At 66.1% G+C, this 22622-nt stretch carries 15 protein-coding genes and 1 other RNA gene; 6 read left to right on the top strand and 10 right to left on the bottom strand.

The annotated features are described in order from the left end of the window. The first annotated feature begins 184 nt into the window (after positions 1-184). Positions 185-1726: a XopAG/AvrGf1 family type III secretion system effector gene (xopAG, locus tag ACCQ09_RS02780; RefSeq protein ID WP_272910734.1), complete on the top strand. Its 1542-nt coding sequence runs from the start codon at positions 185-187 to the stop codon at positions 1724-1726. An 82-nt stretch (positions 1727-1808) separates the two neighbouring features. Here xopAG and glnE read toward each other — a convergent pair whose 3' ends face one another. From glnE to ACCQ09_RS02740, 8 genes are all read right to left on the bottom strand, one after another. After that, the gene (gene glnE, locus ACCQ09_RS02775) at positions 1809-4622 is read right to left on the bottom strand and encodes a bifunctional [glutamate--ammonia ligase]-adenylyl-L-tyrosine phosphorylase/[glutamate--ammonia-ligase] adenylyltransferase (RefSeq protein WP_011038683.1); all 2814 of its coding nucleotides are present in this window, start codon (positions 4620-4622) and stop codon (positions 1809-1811) included. Between the two features lie 189 nt (positions 4623-4811). Further along, complete coding sequence (locus ACCQ09_RS02770) at positions 4812-5162, bottom strand: DUF3325 domain-containing protein (RefSeq protein WP_164923349.1); 351 nt, start codon at positions 5160-5162, stop codon at positions 4812-4814. Beyond that, positions 5159-5479 carry a DUF3649 domain-containing protein gene (locus tag ACCQ09_RS02765; protein ID WP_011038681.1) on the bottom strand — a complete coding sequence of 107 codons (321 nt, stop codon included), beginning with the start codon at positions 5477-5479 and terminating at the stop codon, positions 5159-5161. The genes ACCQ09_RS02770 and ACCQ09_RS02765 overlap by 4 nt, the downstream gene beginning before the upstream one ends. Continuing rightward, positions 5476-7098 carry a PepSY-associated TM helix domain-containing protein gene (locus ACCQ09_RS02760; RefSeq protein WP_129588835.1) on the bottom strand — a complete coding sequence of 541 codons (1623 nt, stop codon included), beginning with the start codon at positions 7096-7098 and terminating at the stop codon, positions 5476-5478. The genes ACCQ09_RS02765 and ACCQ09_RS02760 overlap by 4 nt, the downstream gene beginning before the upstream one ends. Positions 7099-7129: 31 nt before the next feature. Beyond that, on the bottom strand, positions 7130-9658 hold the full coding sequence (locus ACCQ09_RS02755; RefSeq protein ID WP_228428324.1) for a TonB-dependent siderophore receptor: 2529 nt from the start codon (positions 9656-9658) through the stop codon (positions 7130-7132). Between the two features lie 405 nt (positions 9659-10063). After that, positions 10064-10135, bottom strand: a non-coding RNA gene (locus ACCQ09_RS02750) — sX9 sRNA. Positions 10136-10193: 58 nt separating this feature from the next. Then, positions 10194-11219: a FecR domain-containing protein gene (locus ACCQ09_RS02745; RefSeq protein ID WP_012437238.1), complete on the bottom strand. Its 1026-nt coding sequence runs from the start codon at positions 11217-11219 to the stop codon at positions 10194-10196. A gap of 12 nt (positions 11220-11231) precedes the next feature. Further along, positions 11232-11741, bottom strand: coding sequence for a sigma-70 family RNA polymerase sigma factor (locus ACCQ09_RS02740; RefSeq protein ID WP_011038677.1), 510 nt, complete (start codon positions 11739-11741; stop codon positions 11232-11234). A gap of 475 nt (positions 11742-12216) precedes the next feature. Between ACCQ09_RS02740 and ACCQ09_RS02735 the strand changes: the two genes are divergently transcribed. Further along, positions 12217-12735, top strand: coding sequence for a cupin domain-containing protein (locus ACCQ09_RS02735; protein WP_075285260.1), 519 nt, complete (start codon positions 12217-12219; stop codon positions 12733-12735). Next, positions 12735-13652: an SMP-30/gluconolactonase/LRE family protein gene (locus ACCQ09_RS02730; protein WP_116670882.1), complete on the top strand. Its 918-nt coding sequence runs from the start codon at positions 12735-12737 to the stop codon at positions 13650-13652. The genes ACCQ09_RS02735 and ACCQ09_RS02730 overlap by 1 nt, the downstream gene beginning before the upstream one ends. A gap of 210 nt (positions 13653-13862) precedes the next feature. On the opposite strand, the gene ACCQ09_RS02725 is transcribed toward ACCQ09_RS02730, so the two are convergent. After that, positions 13863-16319 carry a hypothetical protein gene (locus ACCQ09_RS02725; RefSeq protein WP_075285258.1) on the bottom strand — a complete coding sequence of 819 codons (2457 nt, stop codon included), beginning with the start codon at positions 16317-16319 and terminating at the stop codon, positions 13863-13865. 339 nt (positions 16320-16658) lie between these two features. Then, positions 16659-18836: a translocation/assembly module TamB domain-containing protein gene (locus ACCQ09_RS02720; protein WP_040940527.1), complete on the bottom strand. Its 2178-nt coding sequence runs from the start codon at positions 18834-18836 to the stop codon at positions 16659-16661. A gap of 167 nt (positions 18837-19003) precedes the next feature. Here ACCQ09_RS02720 and scpC point away from each other — a divergent pair, with 167 nt between their 5' ends. From scpC to ACCQ09_RS02705, 3 genes are all read left to right on the top strand, one after another. Further along, entirely contained in the window at positions 19004-20518 is a 1515-nt protein-coding gene (scpC, locus tag ACCQ09_RS02715; protein ID WP_040940526.1) for a succinyl-CoA:acetate CoA-transferase ScpC, read from the top strand. Positions 20519-20675: 157 nt separating this feature from the next. Then, the gene (locus tag ACCQ09_RS02710; RefSeq protein ID WP_372386270.1) at positions 20676-20879 is read left to right on the top strand and encodes a hypothetical protein; all 204 of its coding nucleotides are present in this window, start codon (positions 20676-20678) and stop codon (positions 20877-20879) included. 47 nt (positions 20880-20926) lie between these two features. Then, a protein-coding gene (locus tag ACCQ09_RS02705) for an IS3-like element IS476 family transposase (protein WP_087942069.1) occupies positions 20927-22059 on the top strand; the annotation gives its coding sequence in 2 pieces (ribosomal slippage) (positions 20927-21182 and positions 21182-22059; 1134 coding nt in all). Positions 22060-22622: the final 563 nt, after the last annotated feature.

The following is a 22622-nucleotide window of genomic DNA, read 5'->3' as shown; positions in this document are numbered from 1 at the left end:
CGCATCTTCAATCACAGAGCTGACCGATGATGGATGAAACCACCAGACGGCACCCGCAAACGTTGTGCTACGCCCCTCAATTCTCTACTACGTACGCTCTGTTCATTACGTTCGGTCATAGGCCCGTCTAGCATCGACTCAACCGGCATCGCTGATTTCCGTCCTGCACTCTAGGAGACCCATCATGCGAACAAAAACCTCACTGCCGTTGGCCACCGTCCAGCGGCTACTGACCCCTGGCACCTCCACCGGGTTATCCACCCCCGCGTCGGCGTCAGCCACTCCCTGTGCAGAAACGACGGCAGGCTTACTGGGAGCGTTGCCAACTCGAAAGAACAAGCAAAAACAGCAAAGCCAGCGTCCACCCAATACGCAGGACGGTACACCAAAGAATGGCAGAGACCATGGCGGACAGTGGGCAACACGAGCTGCCAAGTACGCTCTTGGCATTGCTGGCGCAGGCTATGTGGCAGACAACTTCTTTCTTTCAACGACCTCGCTCCGCGACGGCAAGGCCGGATTTAGCAGCAATGATCGGCTTGAGAAAGCATGCGTGAAAGCGGAGAGCTATCACGCGCGGTATCACAGCGCTACCGAAGGAGAACGCGCATCGCACAGCCGTCCCTTCGTACCGATCAGAACGTGCGGGTCCAACCAGTTCGCCACCATGAGCGACTACCGTGCGGCGACCAAGGTTCATATCGGCCACCTCTTCGACAGCCAGCACGCACGGCAATCGCTGCTCACCAACCTTGCCTGCCTCAAGGGCGAGCGCATCAGGGACGAGTGCATTGCCCAGTACGCCCCTACGCATGTCCCGGCCAATCCGGACCTGAGTAGAAGCCCGCTCTACGAAACCAAGAACAATTACTCTCTGACCGGCGTACCCAATGCTCAGACCGGTGCAAGCGGATATACCTCACGATCAATCACCCAGCCCTTCATCAATCGCGGCATGCAGCATTTCAAGCAGGATTCCCAGAGCGACAGAGCGTTGTCGCTCAAACAGTGCATGGAATTGCTTGAACGTACACTGGAGGGCGACGACAAACTTGGCAAGCAGGCACAACACGCTGCCGGCCAAGCGATCCTGAATTTCCGTCAGGTGTATGCCGCCGACGAGCATTGGGGCCACCCCGAAAAAGTCATCATGAAAACGCTGATCGCCAACGGGCTGCTATCGCAGGAGCAAACGGACAGGATCGATGCGACCCTGATGTTCGAAGATCCGTCCATCAGCGTATTGAAAAAAAACACCAGTGTCGCCGGGCCGTTATTGCAACATTTGGAAACGAAGTTCCAGTCTAGGCGCCTGCAGGATCGACCCGAAGCTCTTGCAGACTTCATGGAGATGGCGAAACAGAAGAATATGGAAGGCCTGCCGATCGTGCACTTCAAGCTCAACGCGCAAGGCAATGGCTTCGAAGACTGTTCCGGGTTAGGCGATTCATTCACCAGCGCAAATGCCGTTGCATGCATCAACCACGCACGCTTGATGAGCGGTGAGCCCCGTCTTTCCAAACAGGATGTAGGGGTAGTGGTGGCATGCCTCAATGCTGTATACGACGATGCGAGCAGCGTCAGGCATACGTTGCATGAAATCGCGCGCGGATGCTTCGTCGGAGCCGGCTACACCACCGAGGATGCCGATGTATTTTACGAGAATGTCTGTAAGGATGCTGCACAGGCGTTCTATGCAGGAAGGTCCATGACCAGAAACGCCTAGACCCGAGCGAGTGCTGATGCGTAGCGCACAAGGACTGCCGGGCGTGCCGCACTGCGGAGAACGGCTGGCTCCGCCGACGTCTTTAGGCACCTTTTCCTGGCTGAAATCGCAACTGCTGCGCATCTGCAATCGCTGCAACAATTTGGCAAGCATCCCGAATCGGAGGCGTGGAGACCACCAAGCGTGGCCGACGGTCCAATGTGCAACTCAGGCCCGCCTCCACCAACGTGGCGTGGGCGTGATGCAGCGGCGCTGCACTCTCGGCCGGTAGCCACTGCACCTGCACCAGCGCGTCGATCAATGCGGGCGTGGCGCAGGCCAACAGCAACGCCGGATGCTGGGCGGCCTGGCCGAGCACGCCGGCCTGCAACAGGAATTCCAGGTCGACCAGACCGCCGGCCCCCTGCTTGAGATCCAGTCGCCCGGCATCGCTGCGATCGAGTTCGCTGCGCATGCGTGCACGCATCTTGCGCACGTCCTCGTGCAGCAGAGCGGGGTCGCGCACGCGTGTCAGCGTCTCGCGACGCACCTGCACGAACGCTTCGCAAAGCGCGGCATCGCCGGCCACCGCACGTGCGCGCACCAGCGCCTGATGCTCCCAGGTCCAGGCACGATCGCGTTGATAGTCGCGATAGCTGGCGAGCGAGGACACCAACGCACCCTTGCCGCCGTCCGGGCGCAGCCGCACATCGATGTCGTAGAGACGGCCGGCGCCGGTTTCGGCGCCCAGCAATGTCATCACCTTCTGCGCAAGCCGCGCAAACCAGCGCCCGGCTTCCAGCGGTCGCTTGCCATCGGAGGCTTCCACCTCGCGTGGGTGATCGTAGAGAAACACCAGATCCAGATCCGAGCCGAAGCCCAGCTCCAGGCCGCCCAGACTGCCATAGCCGATGATGGCGAACGCGCCACCGGGCACCTGCCCATGCGCGGCGACCAATTCGCGGCGCGCCAGTTGCAACACCGTCTGCACCACCGCCTCGGCAAGCCAGGCCAGTTGCTGGGTACTGTCCACGGGTTGCTGGCGACCATCGAGGGTGGCCAGTGCAATGCGGAAGCTCAACGCAAGCCGGCGCTCGTTGAGTTCGCGCAAGGCCGCTTCGGTATCGTCGATCTGCAAGGTGTCGACGCATGCGGTATGCAGTGCGGCGCGGTCGGGCAACGGACCGCTGATGCGGGTATCGAGCAGTTCGTCCAGCAGCAGCGGATACGCAGCCAGGCGCTCGGCCAACAAGGCACTGCGCGAGAGCACATCGACCAGGCGAGCCAGCGCGCTGGGTTGCTCGTCGAGCAGCGCCAGGTAGCTGGTGCGGCGCAGCGTGGCCTGCAGCAGGCCGAGCACGCGCCGCAACGCGGCGTCTGGCTGGGTCGCGCGGATCGCCGCATGCAGCAGCGCCGGCATCACCCGGTCCAGCCGCGTGCGCGCGCCATCGGAGAGCGCGCGCACGCCGGAGGACTGTGCGAAATCGGCCAGCATGTGATGCGCGTTGTTGGGATCGTGCAGGCCGATGCCCAGCAACGGCGCCGCATCGCCCTCGGGCAGCGCGCGCCAGTAATCGGCCAGCGTATCGGGCGCGGTAGCGTGCACGCGTGGTGCCAGCAACTCGGCAAATTCCGCCGCCACCCGCGTGCGGTGCGGTGCCAACGCTTCCAGCAATGCCTGCCAGTGCGCATAGCCCAGACCGAGCGCGATGCGTTCGCGCTCCGGCTCGCCCTGCGGCAAGGCATGCGTTTGTGCATCGCGCAGCATCTGCAGGCGGTTCTCCACCCGGCGCAGGAAGCGGTAGGCATCGGCCAATGCCTGACCGGTGGGCGGATCGATCTGCCCGAGGTCCACCAGCGCCTGCAAGGCTGGCAACAAACGGCGCTCGCGCAAGCTGGCTTCGCGCCCACCGCGAATAAGCTGCAGCGATTGAGCCAGGAATTCGATCTCACGGATGCCGCCCGGCCCGCGCTTGATGTCGTCCAGGCGTGCATGGTGCGCCACTTCGGCGGTGATCGCGGCCTTCATGTCGCGCAGCCCGTCGAGCGCAGTGAAATCCAGGTAGCGGCGATACACGAACGGGCGCAGCGTTTCCAGCCACGCCTCGCCGGCGGCGATGTCGCCGGCCACCGCGCGTGCCTTCAACCAGGCATAGCGCTCCCAGTCACGGCCTTCGCGCTGGAAGTACTGGTCCATGCCGTTGAACGACAACGCCACCCGCCCAGCACTGCCAAACGGGCGCAGGCGCAGGTCCACGCGATGGCTGAAGCCATCGGCGGTGGTTTCGTCGAGCAGCCTGGCCAGCTGTTGGCCCAGCCGCGCGAAATATTCTTCGGCCGCCAGCGGGCGCGCGCCATCGGACTGCCCGGCCTGCGGATACGCATAGACCAGATCCACGTCGGAGGAAAAATTCAGTTCGCCACCGCCGAGCTTGCCCAGCCCGAACACCACCAGCCGCTGCACGCTGCCGTCTTCGGCAATCACCTGCCCGTGGCGGGTGGAAAACTGTTGTTCCAGTGCCTGCAGCGCGCATTGCAGGCAGGTTTCCGCCAGCGTGGTGGCACCGGCCAGAGTGGCGTCTACATCGTCCAGGCCGAGCACGTCGCGCCACACCAGGCGCGCGGAGGCGGCTGCGCGGTAACGGCGCAGTTGTGCGGCCCACTCCTGCGGCTGCGCCGGGTCCAGGCGTGGCACCGGCAGCGGCGGCGGGTCTGGCTGTGCCAGGTGGGCGAGCAGCGCAGGTTGGCGGGCGAGCGTGTCGACCACGAAGTCACTGGCCAGCGCTACGCGTGCCAGCGGGTGCTCAACACCTTCGGGCCACGGCGCATCGGCAGGCAGGGCGTGGCGGACGCGCGCCACGGCCCGCTCGATCAGAGCGGCCAGCGCAGGAGAGGCAGACGGAATGGGCTGTGACATGGCCCGATTCTGGCATCCCTGCCGGGTAGCACCATGTGCAGGCGCGCTGCCGCGCGTGCACCGCCACCGCCGTGCCCTGTAGGAGCGCACGCGTGCGCGAACGCGTCACCGGCGCTGCCAAGCTCGCGCGCAAGCGCGCCTACCCAGGCAAGGACGCGCCCGCGTACGCATCTGCGCACTGCGCTCGCGCTAGCCGAGCCCCAGCACCGCGCCAGCCGCAGCCACGCCGCCCAGGCATCCCACCGTTACCGCCACCCAGGCATTGCGGCGCGGTGCATATGCCAGCCCCAGCGCCACCCACAAGGCCCCGGCGCTCGCCATGCCCAGCCATAGCACCGCGCCCGCACTGCCGCCCCAGGCGCGCACGCACACGCCCAGTGCGCTCAGCAGCAGGCATGCACCGAGCACGCGCAACTGCCAGCGCTGCGCACGCGGTGCGGTGCGCTGGCCGGTGAGTTGTTCGTAATGGCGATGCATCGCCACGCAAATCGCCAACATGCCGGCGTGGCACAGCGCCAACGCCGTGAGCGAGGCGATCATGCCGGCCATGCACTGCCCCGCAGCACCCAGTCGATGCCTGCCAGCACCGCCAGCGCGACGAGCATCGACAACCACATCCGCCACGCACTGCGCGCGCGGAACATCCACATTGCCAGCAGCGTGTAGACCACGAAACTCAGCAGCGTGGTCACCAGCACCGCAACGGCCGGCGCCACGCCTGCCACGCGGGCCAGCAGCTGCGCGGCCACGCCGCTGCCACTGGCGGTGAGCGCATAGCCGCCCATGCTGGCCGCCAGCACGCGCCCAGCGACAGCGCTGCGGTAACGCCATGGCGATGCCTGTGGCGGTTTACTCATGCACCGGGCTCCGCTGTCTGCGTGCGCCGCGCCGCACGCATGGGTGGCGGCGCACTGACGCGCTGCTGCACGCGATACGCGGCATAGGCAACGCTCACACCGAAGCCCAGGGCGGTGAGTTCCACCGCAGCGCGCTGCAGGTCGCCATCGAGCAGATAGCGGCCAACATGCTGCCCCGTACTGGCCGCGTTGAGCAGTGGCAGGCCAATGCACAATGCGGCGGTGATACCTAATTGCTCCACCCAGGCGCGCAGCGGTGGGCGCAGCAGGCCATGTAGCAACGTGCCGGCCCACACCCACAGAAACACCCGGATTTCCATCTGCGCACGCGCCTCCAGCTCTGCCGGCAGCAAGCGGTTTGCATAGAAGTACGCAATGCACGCCAACGCGGTGCCGGCCAGTGCGGCCACGTTGCACGCTTCCACCACCCGATAGATGCCGGCCGTGGCAGTGCCGAATTCCTGCTCGCTGCGGCGCCGGCGCTTGACGGTGAACAACACCGTGCCGGTGGCGATCATCGCGGTACCGGCCAGGCCACAGACGAAGTACAGCCACTTGGCGGTCCAGCCGCCAAACCCGGCCACATGCAAGGTCTTGATCGTCGCATCCACATCGGCGGCTTGCAGCGGTGTGTGCGCCGCAACGGCATGCCGCTCCAGTAGCGCGCCACTGCCGGTATCGAACACCACGCTGGCCGGTGGATTGAGCAACTGCCGCGAGTGCGCGGTGTCTGCAACACGCGCAATTACACGCAGCGTGCCACCAGGCTGGTCCGGGCGTTGAATGACCAGTGTTTGCGCAGGCTGACCATTGAGCGCTGCGGCGCGCTGCACAAGATCGGGCAGATAGGTCTGCATCCGCTCGTGCTGGGTTGGCTGCGTCGCCGGTACCGCGGCGGCAGGCGACAACGCCGCCTCGTACCGGGCGTAGGCGTCTTCGTCCTGGCCATACAGCGCGTGCAGCGGCGCGGAGAGATAGCTGGTGGAGAAATACGCCAGCCCGGTGTAGACGATCATCAACAGGAACGGCAGCGTGAGCACGGCGGTGGCGTTGTGCGCATCCAGCCACGAGCGCTGCCCCTTGCCCGGGCGGAAGGTGAAAAAGTCCAGGAAGATGCGCTTGTGCACTACCACGCCGGACACAAACGCAATCAATCCGCACATCGATACCCAGCCCACCAGCCAGTAGCCGGGAATGCCGCCCTGCAAGGTGTAGTGGAAGCTCATGAAATGCCGCCCGCCTTCAGTCTGGCGGCCCCACGGCGTGGGCAGGACTTCGCCGGTGATGGGGCTCAGCGTGGCCTGGCCGGCGCCAGCGGGGCCACGCCAGACCACATCCAGCGTGTCGCCCAAGTGCACCGGCAAACTGATGCGCCACAACGTGGCCTGCGCCGCCTGTTGGCGCAGGTGTGCCAGCGCGCGTGGCACCAGCTGTGCCTGGGGCAGCGACGCGTGCGTGGCGGCGCCGGGCAGTGTTGGCCTGGCCTGCATCCAGCTGGTGATCGGGTCGCGGAACACGCTGAGCGTGCCGGTGAGGAAGATCGCGCACAGCAGCCAGCCGCAGGTGAGGCCGCACCAGGTATGCAGCCACGCCATGCTTTGCCGAAACCCCTCCCTCATGCGGCCATCGTCCCGTGCATGCAGCGGCGCATCACAGCGCGCCGCGCAGGGTCACCATCACGTTGCGCGGCTCGCCGTAATAGCGGCCATTCACGAAGCTCGACAAGGTGCTGTAGTAGCGCTTGTCGAACACGTTGTTGAGGTTCACCGCCAGCGACCACTGCCGGTTCACCTGGTAACGCGCCAGCGCATTCCACACCGCACGCCCGGGAATATCTGCAGTGGCCGCGCCGATCTGCCGATACGCCGCACTCTGCGCGCTCACGCCGCCCCCCACGGTGACGTCCTGCAACACGCCCGGCAGCCGGTAGGTGGTCCACACCCGCAGCAGGTGCTTGGGCGTGTAGCTGTTGAAGGTCTGGCCCTGGCTGCTGACATCCTGCAGATAGGTGGTGCGGTTGAAGGTGTAGCCGGCGAACAGGTTCCAGTCGCGCAGCACTTCGCCACTGACTTCCGCTTCGAAGCCGCGGCTGCGCACCTTGCCGCTGTCGATGTAGCAGAAGTCGTTGTTGCGGCAGGTGGGGCTGGTGCTCAGGTCGGCCTGCGCGCGGTTCTTCTGCTCCACCTGGAACAGCGCAAAGGCGGTATTGATGCGGCCATCCAGCCACTCGCCCTTGAGCCCCAGCCCGTAGTTGGCGCCGGTCATGGGCTTGAGCATGTCGCCGGCTTCGTTCTGCGCGTTCTGCGGCTGGAAAATATCCGCATAACTGGCATACGCCGACCAGGTGGGCGTGAGCGCGTACAGCAGGCCGGCATACGGGGTGACCTGCCCGGTTTCGCGGGTGTGTTCGATCGACTGCGAGGGCGACAGCCCGGTGGTGGTGGTGTTCCATTTGGTGTCGTGCCAGCTCACGCGTGCACCCACGATCGCCTTCAGCGGGTCGGTCAGTTGCCAGCGCAACGCGCTGTACAGACCCAGCTCGCGCGAGGTGCCGTGACGCGCCTCGCGCGCACTGGCAAAGATTTCTTCATCGCTGATTGCACGCACGTTGCGTTGCAGCGAGAACACGTTGAAGGTCTGAAAGTTGTTCTTGTTGCCGTAGACCGTATCCACTGTGGTTTCGGCGTAGTTGCTACCTAACACCAACTCGTGGCGCCGCCCGAGCGCGTTGAAATGCCCGATCACATTGGCATCCACGCCGGCCACGTCCGCTTCGGAAATCGTGCGTGCTGCCAGCAGGGCGCCGGTGCCGTTGGCCGGGTTGATCGCGCGGCTGGAGCTGGCGTACTTGAGGTTGTGGCGCTCATGCACCTGCACCGCGCTGAGCTTGAACACCCAATCGGCGTTGAAGCGATGGTCCAGGTCCAGGTACAGGCCGCGGTTGGACGAGGATTGCCGGTTCCACTGCGCGCCCAGGTTGGTACTGCGCGGCAGGCCGATGTCGCGGCCGTCGGTGTAACTCGGCAGGCCGCCAAAAAATGGCCGGCCTTCGACTTCTTCGTAGCTGGCCGCCAGGCTGACCTGGGTCTGCGGCGAGACGCTGTAATCCAGCGTGCCGTAATAGGTGGGCGTACGCCGCTCCACACCATCGACGAACGAGCGCTGGTCTTGGTAGTCGATCACGCCACGCGCGCGCAAGGCGCCATCGTCGGTGAGGTTGGCGCTGGCATCCAGCAAGGCGCCATAGCGGTCCCAGGAGCCGGCCTGCAGCATCACGCTCACGCCGGGCACATCCAGCGGGCGCTTGCGCACCAGGTTCACCGCACCGCTGGGGTTGCCGGCACCCTGCAACAGGCCGGCGGCGCCGCGCAGCACTTCGGCACGGTCGTAGATGCCCATGTTGGCGCTGTAGTTGCTGGCGCGGCCATACATGCCGCGATTGAGCGGCACGCCGTCGTACTGCACGGTGGTGATGTCGAAACCGCGCGCATAGATGTATTTGCCACCCTGCGGGCTCTGCACGATGGTGATGCCGGTGGTGCTGGCCAGCGCGTCGTAGACCGAGGTGATGTTCTGCTCGTCCATCAGTTGGCGGGTGACCACGCTGATCGACTGCGGGATGTCCTTCAGGCGCTGCTCGCCACGGCCGATGCTGACCGCACGCGCGGTATAGCTGCCGGTGCCGCTGGTGGCGGCGCGGCGCTCGGCCTGCGCGGTGACTTTCACCGTCGGCAGCAGCCAGGCATCCACTTCGCCCTGGCTGGTCACCGCCGCGGGCGCCGGGCGCAACACGTAGCCGCCGGTCTGCAGTGGCACGGCCTGCAACCCACTGCCGGCCAGCACCGCAGTCAGCGCGCCGGCAGCGGTGTAGTCGCCGTCCAGCCCGGCGGTGGTGCGTCCATCGGTCTGCGCAGCGGTGAAGCTCAGCAGCAGGTTGGCCGAGCCGGCCAGACTGCGCAGGGCCGGTGCCAGTGGCCCGGCCGGGATGCTGTAGCGCTGCCGGGCCGCGGACGCGGTTTGGGCATCCTGCGCGGCGGCAGCGGGACTGGTGGCGAGCACCGTCAGGCCGCACAGGGCCAGCGCAATCGCGGTGGCGATGGGCCTGGGCAGTGCGGCGCGCGGCAATGAGAGGTGCAGCGAAACAGCCTGGTGGCCGCGGCGGCGGTCGGAGATGGACATGGGGGTTCCCGCAATCTGAGGTGGCGTCGCACTGACACCGTCATCAAGGAGGTGCCACGAGCGCGCCGATCGGGCAGACCATCGGGCAACTTTTTTTTCGGGTCTCGCGGCGACGGTGTCTGCCCGGCGTCTGCAGACCCGGGCCGGACTGGCTGATGACCGCAGCGCGCGGTCGTCGGACAGAGGTGTCTTGCGCGAGCACCCGCAGAGAGCGCGTTCGGAACTTCGGGCGCATACCGACTCGCCGACACCACGGCGTTGCGTGTCTGGCAGCCGCACCGGCGGCCTGACCAGCCCGGCGATGCGCACCTCGCCCATCGGACGTGCCCGCCCAGTTTTATTCAGCGCTGCGCCGCGTACGGCACGATCTGCAAAGCGCCGCAGCGCGATCGCCGCGCTTGGATACGCGAAAAACGTAGCGAGCAATCGTCAGCAGATGCGGACGGCGCGGAGGAACTGGAGTGTCCGTAGGACCATAGGATTTCGAGTAACGGCCGCACCCGCCTCGCAGCTACGCAGTCGTTGATCGCTGCGCCTAACCGGCCGCCTGGATGCTCACCCAGTAGCGGCTGCGCTGGCGTACCCGCACTGGCAGCACGCTGGGCAGCATGGCCAGGATGCGGTCGGTATCGTCCAGCGGAAACACCCCGGAGACGCGCAAGCCGGCCACCGCCGGGTCGCAGCGCAGCAGCCCGGGGCGATAGCGCTCCAGCTCGGCCACGAACGCATCCAGCCGCAACTCGTCGGCAATCAACTGGCCACGCTCCCAGGCGGTGGCCTGCGCATCGGCCGGCCCGGGCGCCTGCAGGAACGCGGCATTGAACACGCATTGCTGGCCGGCCTGCACGCGGCGCGCGGCGTGAGTGGCATCACGCGGACGAATCTCCACCGCGCTCTCCAGCACCGTGACCCGGCTCTGCGCCTGGTCCTGGCGTACACAAAAGCGCGTGCCCAGCGCGCGGACATCGCCGTGCACGGTGCGCACCAGCAGTGGGCGCGGGTCCTGCGCGGCGCCCAGCGCGTGCGCGGTCACCACCATGATCTCGCCGGCCACCAGATCCAGCAGGCGCTGGTGCGTATCGAAGCGCACATCCACCGCGCTGCGCGTGTTGAGGGTCAGGCGGGTGCCGTCGCCCAGTTGCAGCATCCGGCGCTGCCCGGTGGCGGTGGCGTAGTCGGCCGTTGCCTGCTGCCAGCGCTGGGTGCGGGTGGCCAGCAGCCCGGCGGCGCCGGCCACCCCGCCCCACAGCACCAGGTTGAGCGCCTTGCGTCGGCCTGGCGAGGCGGGGCGCTTGCCATCGGCATACGGCGACAGGCTGCGGTAGGCCGCCTGCGGTGCCAACGTCTTCAGTCGCCCGGTCACCGCCTCCAGATGCGCCCAGGCCCGCGCGTGGTCCGGATGCGCGGCGCGCCAGTGTTCCCAGTCACGTAATTGCGCCGCGCTGGCGGTGCCGGACATCAGCACCGTCAGCCACTCGGCGGCCTGGTCGGCCACCTCTGCGCTGATCGGCTGCCCGCCGGCCAGGGGCGTGCGCGGCGTGCTGGCGTTGCTCGCAGACATCGGTGCCACCACTCAGGCCGACACAGCGAACAGGCACTGCCGGTTGGCGCGCGTGAGGTATTGCTTGACCGAGCTGCTGGACACCCCCAGGCGCTGCGCGATCTGCGCGTAGCTGAGCTCGTGCAGGTGCGCCAGCAGGAAGGCCTCCTTCACTTTCGGCGGCAGGCCGTCCAGCGCCTGGTCCAGCTGCTGCACCGCCTCCAGCGCCAGCAGGTGCAGCTCCGGCGAAGGCGCCAGCTCTTCCGGCAACGTGGCCAGCATCTCCAGGTAGCTGGCCTCCAGCAGCTTGCGCCGCTGGCGGTGCGCCATCAGCCGCCGCGCGATGGTGGCCAGGAACGGCCGCGGCTCGCGGATCTGGTCGGCCGCGCCGGCATCGATCACGCTGATGAAGGTGTCCTGGGCCAGGTCGGCCGCCACGCACCCGTCGCCCAGCTTGCGCCGCAACCAGCCCTGCAGCCAGCCGTGGTGGTCGGTGTACAGGCGCTCCACCTGCTGCTGAAGCGCGACTTGCGTGGCCGACACGATGACCTCCTGGACGCCGGACCCGGGCAGGGGTGCGCCCGGGATTAAATGAGAATTGATCTCATTCTAACGGATGCGGCGCCGTGTTGCAGACGCGACCGGGTCTGCGCTGTTCCGGCGGGCAGCGCTGCTTGGCGGCAACGGAGCTCAGTTGCCACTGGCGGAATTCCTGGAATGCCAGTCGTCTGTGGATGGACAGCGATACACGGCGGCAATCGCAGGACGTGCCTCTCGCGCTCACGCGCCAGACAGTGCAGCTGAAGCTGCGCTCGCGACCGACGCGCCTGCCCGAACTGCGCGCCAAGGCATGCCGTGCTGATGTCATCGCCATCGTCAGCAAGGCCACGCGCACCTGCCAGCAACGCGCATGCACCCGTCCACAGTCGCCCTGTGCACCGGTTCGACCTTTTACGCCTCGCAGACAACGCCCTGACAAACGCCATGCTGCACTGCGGTTTTCGCACGAGGTCACCGCATGTCGCCCACCCTGTTGCCCACCGCGGCCCTGCCCTCGCAGGTCGCGCTGCATAACGACGGTACCGATCAGTCCCTGCCGCCCAGCCTGCCGTTCCTGCACTTGTGGACCGGGCCGGACGGGCTGAGCCGGCTCAACACCTCGCAGTTGGCCGGCTTCCAGAGCAAGAGCGTAGGCGGTGGCGCCGCGCCGCAGTGGCTGCGGCCGTTTCCCGGCGAGGTGGTGGGTGTGCAGTTCGCGGTGCTGCCGGTGGGCTGGGTCGGCGACTGGCACGAAAGCCCGCACCCGCAGTGGGTGATCCCGCTGCGCGGGCGCTGGTTCATCGAAACCGGCGACGGCACGCGCGTGGAGATGGGCCCTGGCGATATCCACTTCGGCCAGGACCAGGGCACCACCGACGCACGCGGCCACCGCTCCGGCCAACTGGGCGACACGCCCTGCCTGCAGATGATGGTGCAGTTTGCGCACTCCCCCGGTGTGGCGGCAGCGCACCCGTTCGCTGAAACAGCGGCGCCATGATGGACAGCCATTGCCGCGTCCGCCCGGCCGGCCCGGCTGTTCCCGCCGACTGCGACCCGCCCCGCACCACGCACGCCGGGCTGGCCACACGCCTGGGCGATGCGCGCCTGCTCACCCTGTACGACCAGGCCACCTGGAGCGAAGGCCCCACCTGGTGGGAGGCGCAGCGCACGCTGGTGTGGAGCGACCTGGTCGGCCGCCGCGTGCTGGGGTGGCGCGAAGACGGCGCCGTGGATGTGCTGCTGGATGCCACCGCCTTCACCAATGGCAACGCGGTGGATGCGCAGCAGCGCCTGGTGCACTGCGAACACGGCCGGCGCGCCATCACCCGCAGCGACGCCGATGGCCGGGCCCACCTGCTGGTGGGCCGTTATGCCGGCAAGCGGCTCAACTCGCCCAATGACCTGATCGTGGCGCGCGATGGCGCGATCTGGTTCACCGACCCGCCGTTCGGCCTGCGCAAACCCAGCCAGGGCTGCCCGGCCGATCCGGAGCTCGCTAACCACAGCGTGTACCGGCTGCCGCCGGACGGCGGCCCGCTGCAGCGCATGGCCGACCTGGACCACCCCAACGGGCTGGCGTTCTCGCCCGACGAGCAGACCTTGTACGTCTCGCAGACGCCGGAGCAGGGACACGGCAGCGTGGAAATCACCGCGTTTGCCTGGCGCGACGGCGCGCTGCACGACCGCCGCCACTTCGCCAGCGTCCCGGACGGGCTGCCGGATGGCTTCTGTGTGGATCGCGGCGGCTGGCTATGGAGCAGCTCCGGCACCGGCGTGTGCGTATTCGACAGCGACGGGCAGCTGCTCGGGCACATCCCCACGCCGGGCACCGCCTCCAACTGCACCTTCGACCAGGCACAGCAGCGGCTGTTCATTACCGGCGGGCCGTGTCTGTGGATGCTGCCGCTGCCCTGAGCACGTGCGCAGACTCACGGCGTAGACTGTTCAGGCAATAAAAAAGCCCGCTTGCAGCGAACTGCCAGCGGGCTTTGCTCCCTCCCCCACGTCGGGATGCAGGATCATAGTGCGCGCCTGTTCGGCGACTTGCACGCTGCACTGCAAAACAACACCCGGCAGTACAGAACTAGAGTTTTTCCTTCACACCGGATCCGCCACGTGCGGGCCTCAGCGCAACAGATCCGGCTGGGCGCGATACCACTCGGCGGCGCGTAGCAGATGCCATTCCGGCGTGTCGTTGCGCAAGCCCACCGCCGCACTCAATACACCCCAGCGCGCCAACAGGCTGCCGCTACGTTGCGTGCCACGCAGACGCAAACGTGCATCCACCTGATAACGCGCGTTGTGCGCCTGCAAGCGATCCACGATCACTTCATCGCCCTGCCAATGCACGCGCGCGGTGAGCTGCGCCTGGCCGGCATCCACCAGCCGCACCATCCAGTTGGGCAACGACCGATCGCGTGCATAGATGGCCATCAAAAACGCCAGGTCACGCACGTCGATGCGCACGCGCCCATCCACACCTACTGGCGCATGCCAGTGCATGTGCGTGTCATCCAGCACGATGCGCGCCCACCAACCATCGCGTCGCTGTCCATCGGGGCCGGTGAAACCGACATTGCGCAGGTTGATCTGGCTGGCATCAAGGCGGAAATTTTCTGCACGCAGATCGCCGCGTTGCAGTCGCAGGTTTGCATCCACATCGCCGCGCAACGCAAGCCCGGCGAACTGCAGGCGTGCCGCCCGCGCGGCAATGCGCAAACCGCCCTTGCCGATACGTCCACCCGGCTCGATCTGCAGATCGCCACTGAGCGCACCGCTGCCCCCATCGAACCGCAGCTGCTGTTGCGGCAGGTAGCGGTTATAGGCACGCAGGTCTGGCACCCGCGCATTGGTGAATACCAGATGCGCGCGGGTGGTGTCGCGCAAGCTGGCCAGGGTGCGTGCGTCGGCGCGGGTCTGCAGGTCCAGGCGCAGATCGCGCCCTTGCACGAACGGGCGCGCAAGCGCCGGGCGGTGGGCGATTGAAAACTGCTGCATGCGCAGTGCCAGCGATGGCAGCAGATGGCCGGCGGCATCGGCCTCCACGCGCAGGTCAGCGCTGGCCTGGCCTTCGATGGCGTGTTCCATCACGCCCACGCGCGCGGTGACGCGCGGCACCTGCAATCGGCTGCCGGCGGCCAGCTGCCCGCGCACGATGCGCAGGTCTGCATCCACCAGGCCGTCGCCTTCCAGCGTCAGCCAGTCCACGCCGGGAAACAACGCCGGAATCCAGCTCAGCGAGGCCAGCTGCCAATGCATGCGCGCGTGCCCGGACGTCCGCGGCAACAGGTTGCGCGGCGCCTGCAGTGGCAACCGCCGGCCCTGCACGCGCAGGTCCGCATCCAACGTCAGGCCGGCATCGGCCGGCTCGGGCATGCTGACGCGCAGACGCATGTCCTGATCCACCTGCAACTGCGCGGCCAACTCGCCCAGCAATGCGTTTGGTGTGCGGGTGCCGTCATGCAACGGCGTCCGCCATTGCAGGTGGCTCCCCGGCTGCAATTCACCGCGCGCCCAGCGCAGCTCACCATCGGCACGGCCTTGCCCGGCCCGCGTCTTGAGCCTGGTTTTTCCTTGCGCATCGCGTGTCACTTCCAGCGCGGCGGTATCGCCACGCACACCGATCAGCGCATCGGTGAGTTGCAACACCGCCAACCCACGCGCCTGCGCCGCGGTATGCCGCGCAATGCTGGCTTCCATCCGTAGCTGGCCGTTGCGCAGCAGTTCGGTGCCCGCCCAGTGCAGCGTGGCGTGCTCGAACACCGCGCGCGATGGAAACACTTCGATCGGTCCGCCGCGCAGTTGCTTGAACAGACCAAATTGCAGCTGCCCGTCACCGGCGATTTGTAACTGGCGAAGTGTCAGCGCCTGCACCTGCTCGGCGACGATGCGATCGAACTGCAACGTCCACGCGGGGGAGTGGGTTTGACTGCGGGTGGAGCGTGCTGCTGACTGCGTTGTTGCGGTGGCGGCTGCGTTGGGCGCGGTAGCAGCAGTGGCAGCGGTGGGTGCTTCGCCGGCTGCGGCGGTGGATGCGTTCGCTGCACTGGTTGCATTGGCTGCAGCAGGATTGCCTGGCATCCCATCGGCTTGCGAAGTGCGTGGCGCAGATGCGCTGTTCGTAGTTGTCGCTGTCGCTGTGGCGCCAGAGGCAGTTGCAGTTACCGACGAAGAGGCAGCCGCGTGAGATGCCACAGCAGCGCCAGGCAGATCGGACGCATGCAAGCCGCCGCGTACACCCTGTGCATGCAGCTCCGGCACCAGTAGTTGGCGATGCAACAGCGGCAGCAAGCGCACCTGGCCATGCAGGCGGTCCGCGCTCGCCTCCCAACGGCTGCGCGTCGTGCGGCCGTGCAAGTTGACGTCCCACAAGGTCAGGCGTCCGGGCCACCAGGTCAGCCCCGCGCGCCACTGCATGGCGAAGCGGTCCGGCGTGCGATTGAGTGCGGCAGTGCCCAGCGGCGTGTTGAGGAACAGATTGCCGAGCAGCAGGTACGCGGCGTACAGCGCCACCACCGCAAGCACCGGCCAACGCACGGCGCGGGGCACGGCACGCCAACGGGCGCGGACAGGCATCGTCATGACGGCAAGCTCCTGAAGACCGCGCAGGCGGCACAGCGCAGTGTGCCAAGCCACGCGTGATTGTCACGCGCAGCGGCGCGCGTCGCGATTGGTGTGATCGGGGCATTGCCAGCATCTGCGGCGATCCCATCGCTCATAGCATTTCGTAGGAACGCACCCGGGCGCGACGGGCATTACCGGGAAATCCTTGTCGCGCCCAGGTGTGCTCCTACGTGGCTATTCGCGTCACCAACGCTGTGTAAGCATGCCGATGACGATAGACCGCGACAAACGTGGTTACCCACGAACTAAATGCATTGGTAGTTGCTCCCGCGTATCCGCTCAGCCGCAGCAGCGCGCTCACTTCTTGTTCGCCATCGGCGGCAGCAAGGATGGGCGCCCCTCGTACCACTCGCGTGCGCCGGCTAGATGCCATTGGCGCTGTTGGCCATCGAGCTCGATGCCTGCACCAAGCACGCCCCAGCGCAGATACAGGTCGCCTCGCTTGTGATCATCGTCAATTGCCAGGCGCGCGCGCAGCGACAGGCGTGCGTTCTCCGCGTGCAGGTCGTCCACCACCACCTGCTGCTTGCGCCAGCGCAGCCGGCCGGTGGCGTCGAGCTGGCCGGCATCCAGCAGGCCCAGCACCCAGCGCGGGTAATCGGCGCGTTGTGCGAACACCGACAGCAGCGGCGCGGCATCGCGCATGCGCACTGCCGCATCGGCATCCACCTGGAAGGGCGCGGTGGCCTGAATCGTGCCGGCCGGCACCTCCACCTCACCCCACCAGGCGGCATCGGTGGCGGCGTCGCCCACGCGCATGTTGCGCAAGCGAATGTGCGTGCCGCTCAGGTCGAAGAACTTGGCCTTGAAGTCGGCACGCCGCAGGTTCGCCTGCAATTGCGCATCGCCGCGCATCTGGATGCCGGCGATGGACAGGTGCGCGCCCTGCCCGCGCAGGTCCGCATGGCCGTTGCCCACTTCACCGGCCGCATTGAGCGCCACGTCGCCACTCAGCCGGCCGCTGCCTCCCAACAGGCGCACGGTCTTGCCGGAGAGATAGCGGTTGTAGACGGTGAGGTCCGGCACGCGCGCATCGCTGAAACGCAGCTGCGCCTTCATTGTCTCGCGCAGCCGCGCCAACTCCGCATCGCCCTGCATGGCCAATTGCAGGTCGCGGCCGTCCAGCAGCACCTGCCGTGGCGCATCGCTGGGCGTGGCCCTGAACGTGGGGATACCCACATCCAGATGCGCCTGCGGCGTGGCGGCATCGTCGATGTGCCCGTGTGCCTTGGCAACACCGGCCAGGCGGGTGCCCGCCACCTGTGCCACCGCTTCCACCCGCGGGATATCCAGCGTGCTGCCACTGGCCAGCCGCCCCTGCGCCAGGCGCAGATCCGCCTCGACCAGGCCACCGCCTTCCAGCTGGAACCACGGCTTGCGCACGAACAACTCGGCGATCCAGTTCAGCGATTCGAACTTCCAGCGGCCGCGCACCTGCCCGGACAGGCGCGGCAGCAGTTGCGCCGGTGCGGCGAACGGAATGCTGCGGCCGGCGATGCGCAGATCCGCATCGAGTTCGCTGCCGGTGTCGGCATCGCGCGGCAGCCGTGCCTGCACGCGGATGTCCTGCGCCACATCCAGCTGCAGCGCGAGCATGCCGCGATCGGTGGCACCCACACCGGCCAGCAACGGCAGCCGCCACACCGCGCGGCTACCCGGCTTCAAGGCGCCGTTTTCCAGGGTGATATCGGCCTCCACGCGTGCGGCGGAGGGGCCGCTGCTGATGTCCACGTGCGGCGCGCCGGTGTCGATCTTCAGCGCCACCGTGCTGGCGTTGAGCTTCAGGCGTGCACGGGTGATGCCGAGCTTGCGCAGGCCCGGCGCCTGGTCGCGGTAATGGCGGGGGAACTGGAACTGCGCGTCCAATTGCGCGCCGTTGAACACCTGCACGCCGTCGTAGCTGACCACCGCATCGGTAAAGCCCGCTTCGGAAGGAAACAACTCCGATGGCCCGCCCTTGAGCTGTTTGAGAAAACCCACCGTGCCGTGGCCGTGCCCGGCGATGAGCAGCTTGCCCAGGCGTGCACTGCGGATGCTGGTACTGCTGATCGCATCGAAGCGCAGCGTCCAGCCGCGGTTGCCGCGCGGCGGCGGCGGGATGGCCTTTTCGGCGGTTTCGACCTCGGCACTGAGGCCGGACGCATTCAGCCACGGCAGCCGCACCTCGCGCCGCAACAACGGCAGCAGCGCGATGCGCGCATGCGCGCGGTCGGCATGGAAGACGTACACGGTCCGGTTGGCCTGCCCACGCATGCGCACGTTCCAGGCCATCACCTGCCCCGGAAATACCGTGATTGCCGGGCCGGTCTGCATGGTGAACTTGTGCGGCTGACGGTTGGTAGTGGCATCGAACAGCGGCGTGTTGAGAAAAATATTGCCTGCCAGCAGATACAGCACGTACAGCGCCAGCAACACGACCACTGCAATGCGCCATGGCCGGGGCCAGCGCTGGAAGCGATCGCGAAGAGAGGGCATGGATGCGCAGTGTGATGAGTCTGCCGCCACTATCCCGGTTGGGCCGACGGCAAGGCGTGAATGCCTTCCCGCCGCCTGACCGCATACACCATTGCACCATCGTCGAAGCCCCGCCCAGGCAACGCAGCGGCGATAATTTGGCTTCCCCCGTCACACGCTATGCCCCCATGTCCGACGAACGCATCCTCAACGCGCCGCTGCGCGACCGCCTGGTCTCTGCCGAGGCCGCTGCTGCGCTGATCCAGCCCGGCGAGACCGTGGCGATGAGCGGCTTCACCGGGTCGGGTTATCCCAAGGCAGTGCCGATGGCGCTGGCGCAGCGCATCGAAGCGGCGCACCTGCAGGGCGAAGCGTTCCAGATCAAGCTGATGACCGGCGCCTCCACCGCGCCCGAGCTCGATGGCGCGCTGGCCAAGGCCGACGGCATCGCCATGCGCATGCCGTTCCAGTCCGACCCGGATGCGCGCCAACGCATCAATGCCGGCACGCTGGACTACATCGATATCCATCTGAGCCACGTTGCCCAGCACGTGTGGTTCGGCTTCTACGGGCAGATCGACACCGCGGTGGTGGAAGTGTCGGCGATCCGCGCCAATGGCAGCCTGGTGCCGTCCACCTCCATCGGTAACAACAAGACCTGGCTGGACCTGGCCAGGAAAGTGATCATCGAGGTCAACGACTGGCAACCGGCCGGCCTGGATGGCATGCACGATGTGTATTACGGCACCGCGCTGCCACCGCACCGCAAACCGATTCCGCTGCTGCACGGCGACGACCGCATCGGCGAGCCCAGCCTGCGCTGCGACCCGGACAAGATCGTGGCCGTGGTGCGTACGCATGGCCCGGACCGCAACAGCCCGTTTGCCGCTGCCGATGACAGCAGCGAGCGCATCGCCGAACACCTGATCGCCTTCCTGCGACACGAGGTGAGCAAGGGCCGGCTGCCGGCGAACCTGCTGCCGCTGCAATCGGGCGTGGGCAATATTCCCAATGCGGTGCTGGCCGGCCTGGCACGTAGCGGTTTCCGCGACCTGGAAGCCTTCACCGAAGTGATCCAGGACGGCATGCTGGCGCTGCTGCGCGATGGCGTCTTGCGTTATGCCTCGTGCACCGGTTTTGCGCTCAGCCCGGAAGGCAACGAAGAATTCAAGCGCAACATCGATTTCTACCGGCAGCGCATCGTGATGCGCACGCAGGAGATCTCCAACCATCCCGAGCTGGTGCGGCGGCTGGGCTGCATCGGCATGAACGGCATGATCGAGGCCGACCTGTACGGCAACGTCAACTCCACCCATGTCATGGGCAGCCGCATCATGAACGGCATCGGCGGCTCGGGCGATTTCGCGCGCAACGGGTTCCTGTCGATTTTCCTCAGCCCCAGCATCGCCAAGGCCGGCAGCATTTCCTCAATCGTGCCGATGGTCAGCCATGTCGACCACACGGAACACGACGTGTCGGTGATCGTGACCGAACAAGGCCTGGCCGACTTGCGTGGCCTGACGCCCAAGCAACGTGCACGCCAGCTGCTGGAGCACTGCGTGCATCCGCGTTACCGCGACGCGCTGGAAGACTACGTGGCACGTGCCAATCGCGATAGCTATGGCAAGCACACGCCGCATCTGCTGACCGAAGCATTGGCGTGGCACCAGCGGTGGCTGGAGACTGGAGATATGTTGGGGTGAGTTGGGGATTCGGGATTCGGGATTCGGGATTCGGGATTCGGGATTCGTCAGTTTCAGCCGCTCTTTGCAGCGCGATCAATGTGTTGCACGAACTTCAACTTGGGCCGGTGCTTTGCCGTAGATACTTGGCCGCGCCGCAGCCTTAGCGGCTCGCATCATGGGTGTCGTCGCTTTTCGCAACACGCATAAATCATGCTGTGGCAATGCGAACTGCCATGCTATTGCTATTGCTATTGCTATTGCTATTGCTATTGCTATTGCTATTGCTGTTGCTATTGATATTGCTATTGCTATTGCTATTGCTATTGCTGTTGCTGTTGCTGTTGCTGTTGCTGTTGCTGTTGTGACCTGCCCCCACTGAGCCGTACCAGCTGAAGCTATAAAGTCCGTGAACCCAAGAGGACGGACATGAAGAAGAGCAGATTCAGCACCGAGCAGATCATCGGGTTTATCAAACAGGCCGACGCGGGCATGGCCGTGGCAGAGTTGTGCCGTCGGCATGGTTTCAGCCCGGCCAGCTTTTATCAGTGGCGGGCCAAGTACGGGGGAATGGAGGCCGACGAGGCCAAGCGGCTGAAAGAACTGGAGGTCCAGAACACTCGATTGAAGAAGTTGCTGGCCGAGGCGCACCTGGACATCGAAGCGCTGAAGGTTGGCTTCGGGGTAAAACGCTAGCCCCGCAACGCAAGCGCGAGGCAATCCGACGAATGCTCGAACACACCCCGTTGAGCGAGCGCCGGGCTTGCCGCCTTGCGGGGCTGTCCCGCGATGCTTTCCGCCACGCACCCGTGCCGACGCCAGCCACGCAGGCGCTGTCGGCGCGGCTGGTCGAGCTGGCCCAGACCCACCGCCGCTTCGGCTATCGCCGACTGCATGATTTGTTGCGCCCGGAGTTTCCATCCGTGAATCACAAAAAGATTTATCGCCTGTACGAGGAAGCCGAGCTGAAGGTGCGCAAACGGCGCAAGGCCAAGCGTCCGGTGGGTGAGCGGCAGAAACTGCTGGCGTCCTCCATGCCGAACGACACCTGGAGCATGGACTTCGTGTTCGATGCGCTGGCCAACGCACGCCGCATCAAGTGCCTGACCGTGGTCGACGACTTCACTCGCGAGAGCGTGGACATTGCCGTGGATCACGGCATCAGCGGGGCTTACGTAGTGCGCCTGCTCGATCAGGCGGCGTGTTTCCGTGGCTATCCACGCGCGGTCCGCACCGACAATGGCCCCGAGTTCACCAGTCGCGCCTTCATTGCCTGGACGCAGCAACATGGCATTGAGCACATCCTGATCGAGCCGGGTGCCCCCACGCAGAACGCCTACATCGAAAGCTTCAACGGCAAGTTCCGCGACGAGTGCCTCAACGAGCACTGGTTCACCTCGTTGGCACAAGCCCGGGACGTGATCGCAGACTGGCGACGCCACTACAACCAGATCAGGCCGCACAGCAGTTGTGGTCGCATCCCGCCGGCACAGTTCGCCGCCAACTACCGTACACAACAAGCCAACAACGCAGTACCCTTCAACCCCGGGCTTTATCAGTAATCACTGGTACGGACGATGGGGGCAGGTCAGGTGAGCACGCACAGCACAGAGCTCAACGTGCGATTGCCATACCTGGCATTTAACGCTTCCCAAACTTCATTGCTGGTGTTGCCACGCTGCGACATCGCGCTGGCACGTGCGTCGCGGATAACATTCCTGCCCGCCCGTCACCGGCGGCAGGAAGCCCCTCTCTCCCCTCCTGCCGCCGGTGGCATCGGGTCATCACTGGGTGGTGTCCAATCCGTCGGGCCGGCTCCCTGTGCCGCCCCGACGTTCTTGTTTTAGAACGCCATCGACCAACACTAGTGTGCTCACCGTCAGGCTACTCGATACGTTTTGGTGGCCGCTCGTGCCAACGAGATTATCGCCGCCGGCGTGCAAGCACTTGTTTGGATGTGCTGCGTTTGGATGCGCCGCGTTTTTTATGTGTTGCGCTTTGAATATCTCGAACGCTGCTTGACGATGCCGAACCATGAATGTGCTGCGCGTTTGATGTGCTGCACTCAAATGTTCTGGGCTTTGAATCTGTTGCACATGCGCGCTTGTTGCGGCGTCAGGTCAGT

It is taken from the genome of Xanthomonas sp. NCPPB 2586, from assembly GCF_041475775.2.
In the GTDB taxonomy this organism is placed as follows: domain Bacteria; phylum Pseudomonadota; class Gammaproteobacteria; order Xanthomonadales; family Xanthomonadaceae; genus Xanthomonas; species Xanthomonas campestris.
This window is presented reverse-complemented; position numbering and strand designations above follow the sequence as displayed.

Coding starts and splice junctions, on each gene's coding strand:
- xopAG (WP_272910734.1), top strand. CDS start 185: ATGCGAACAAAAACCTCACTGCCGTTGGCCACCGTCCAGCGGCTACTG.
- glnE (WP_011038683.1), bottom strand. CDS start 4,622: ATGTCACAGCCCATTCCGTCTGCCTCTCCTGCGCTGGCCGCTCTGATC.
- ACCQ09_RS02770 (WP_164923349.1), bottom strand. CDS start 5,162: ATGATCGCCTCGCTCACGGCGTTGGCGCTGTGCCACGCCGGCATGTTG.
- ACCQ09_RS02765 (WP_011038681.1), bottom strand. CDS start 5,479: ATGAGTAAACCGCCACAGGCATCGCCATGGCGTTACCGCAGCGCTGTC.
- ACCQ09_RS02760 (WP_129588835.1), bottom strand. CDS start 7,098: ATGAGGGAGGGGTTTCGGCAAAGCATGGCGTGGCTGCATACCTGGTGC.
- ACCQ09_RS02755 (WP_228428324.1), bottom strand. CDS start 9,658: ATGTCCATCTCCGACCGCCGCCGCGGCCACCAGGCTGTTTCGCTGCAC.
- ACCQ09_RS02745 (WP_012437238.1), bottom strand. CDS start 11,219: ATGTCTGCGAGCAACGCCAGCACGCCGCGCACGCCCCTGGCCGGCGGG.
- ACCQ09_RS02735 (WP_075285260.1), top strand. CDS start 12,217: ATGTCGCCCACCCTGTTGCCCACCGCGGCCCTGCCCTCGCAGGTCGCG.
- ACCQ09_RS02730 (WP_116670882.1), top strand. CDS start 12,735: ATGGACAGCCATTGCCGCGTCCGCCCGGCCGGCCCGGCTGTTCCCGCC.
- ACCQ09_RS02725 (WP_075285258.1), bottom strand. CDS start 16,319: ATGACGATGCCTGTCCGCGCCCGTTGGCGTGCCGTGCCCCGCGCCGTG.
- ACCQ09_RS02720 (WP_040940527.1), bottom strand. CDS start 18,836: ATGCCCTCTCTTCGCGATCGCTTCCAGCGCTGGCCCCGGCCATGGCGC.
- scpC (WP_040940526.1), top strand. CDS start 19,004: ATGTCCGACGAACGCATCCTCAACGCGCCGCTGCGCGACCGCCTGGTC.
- ACCQ09_RS02710 (WP_372386270.1), top strand. CDS start 20,676: ATGGGTGTCGTCGCTTTTCGCAACACGCATAAATCATGCTGTGGCAAT.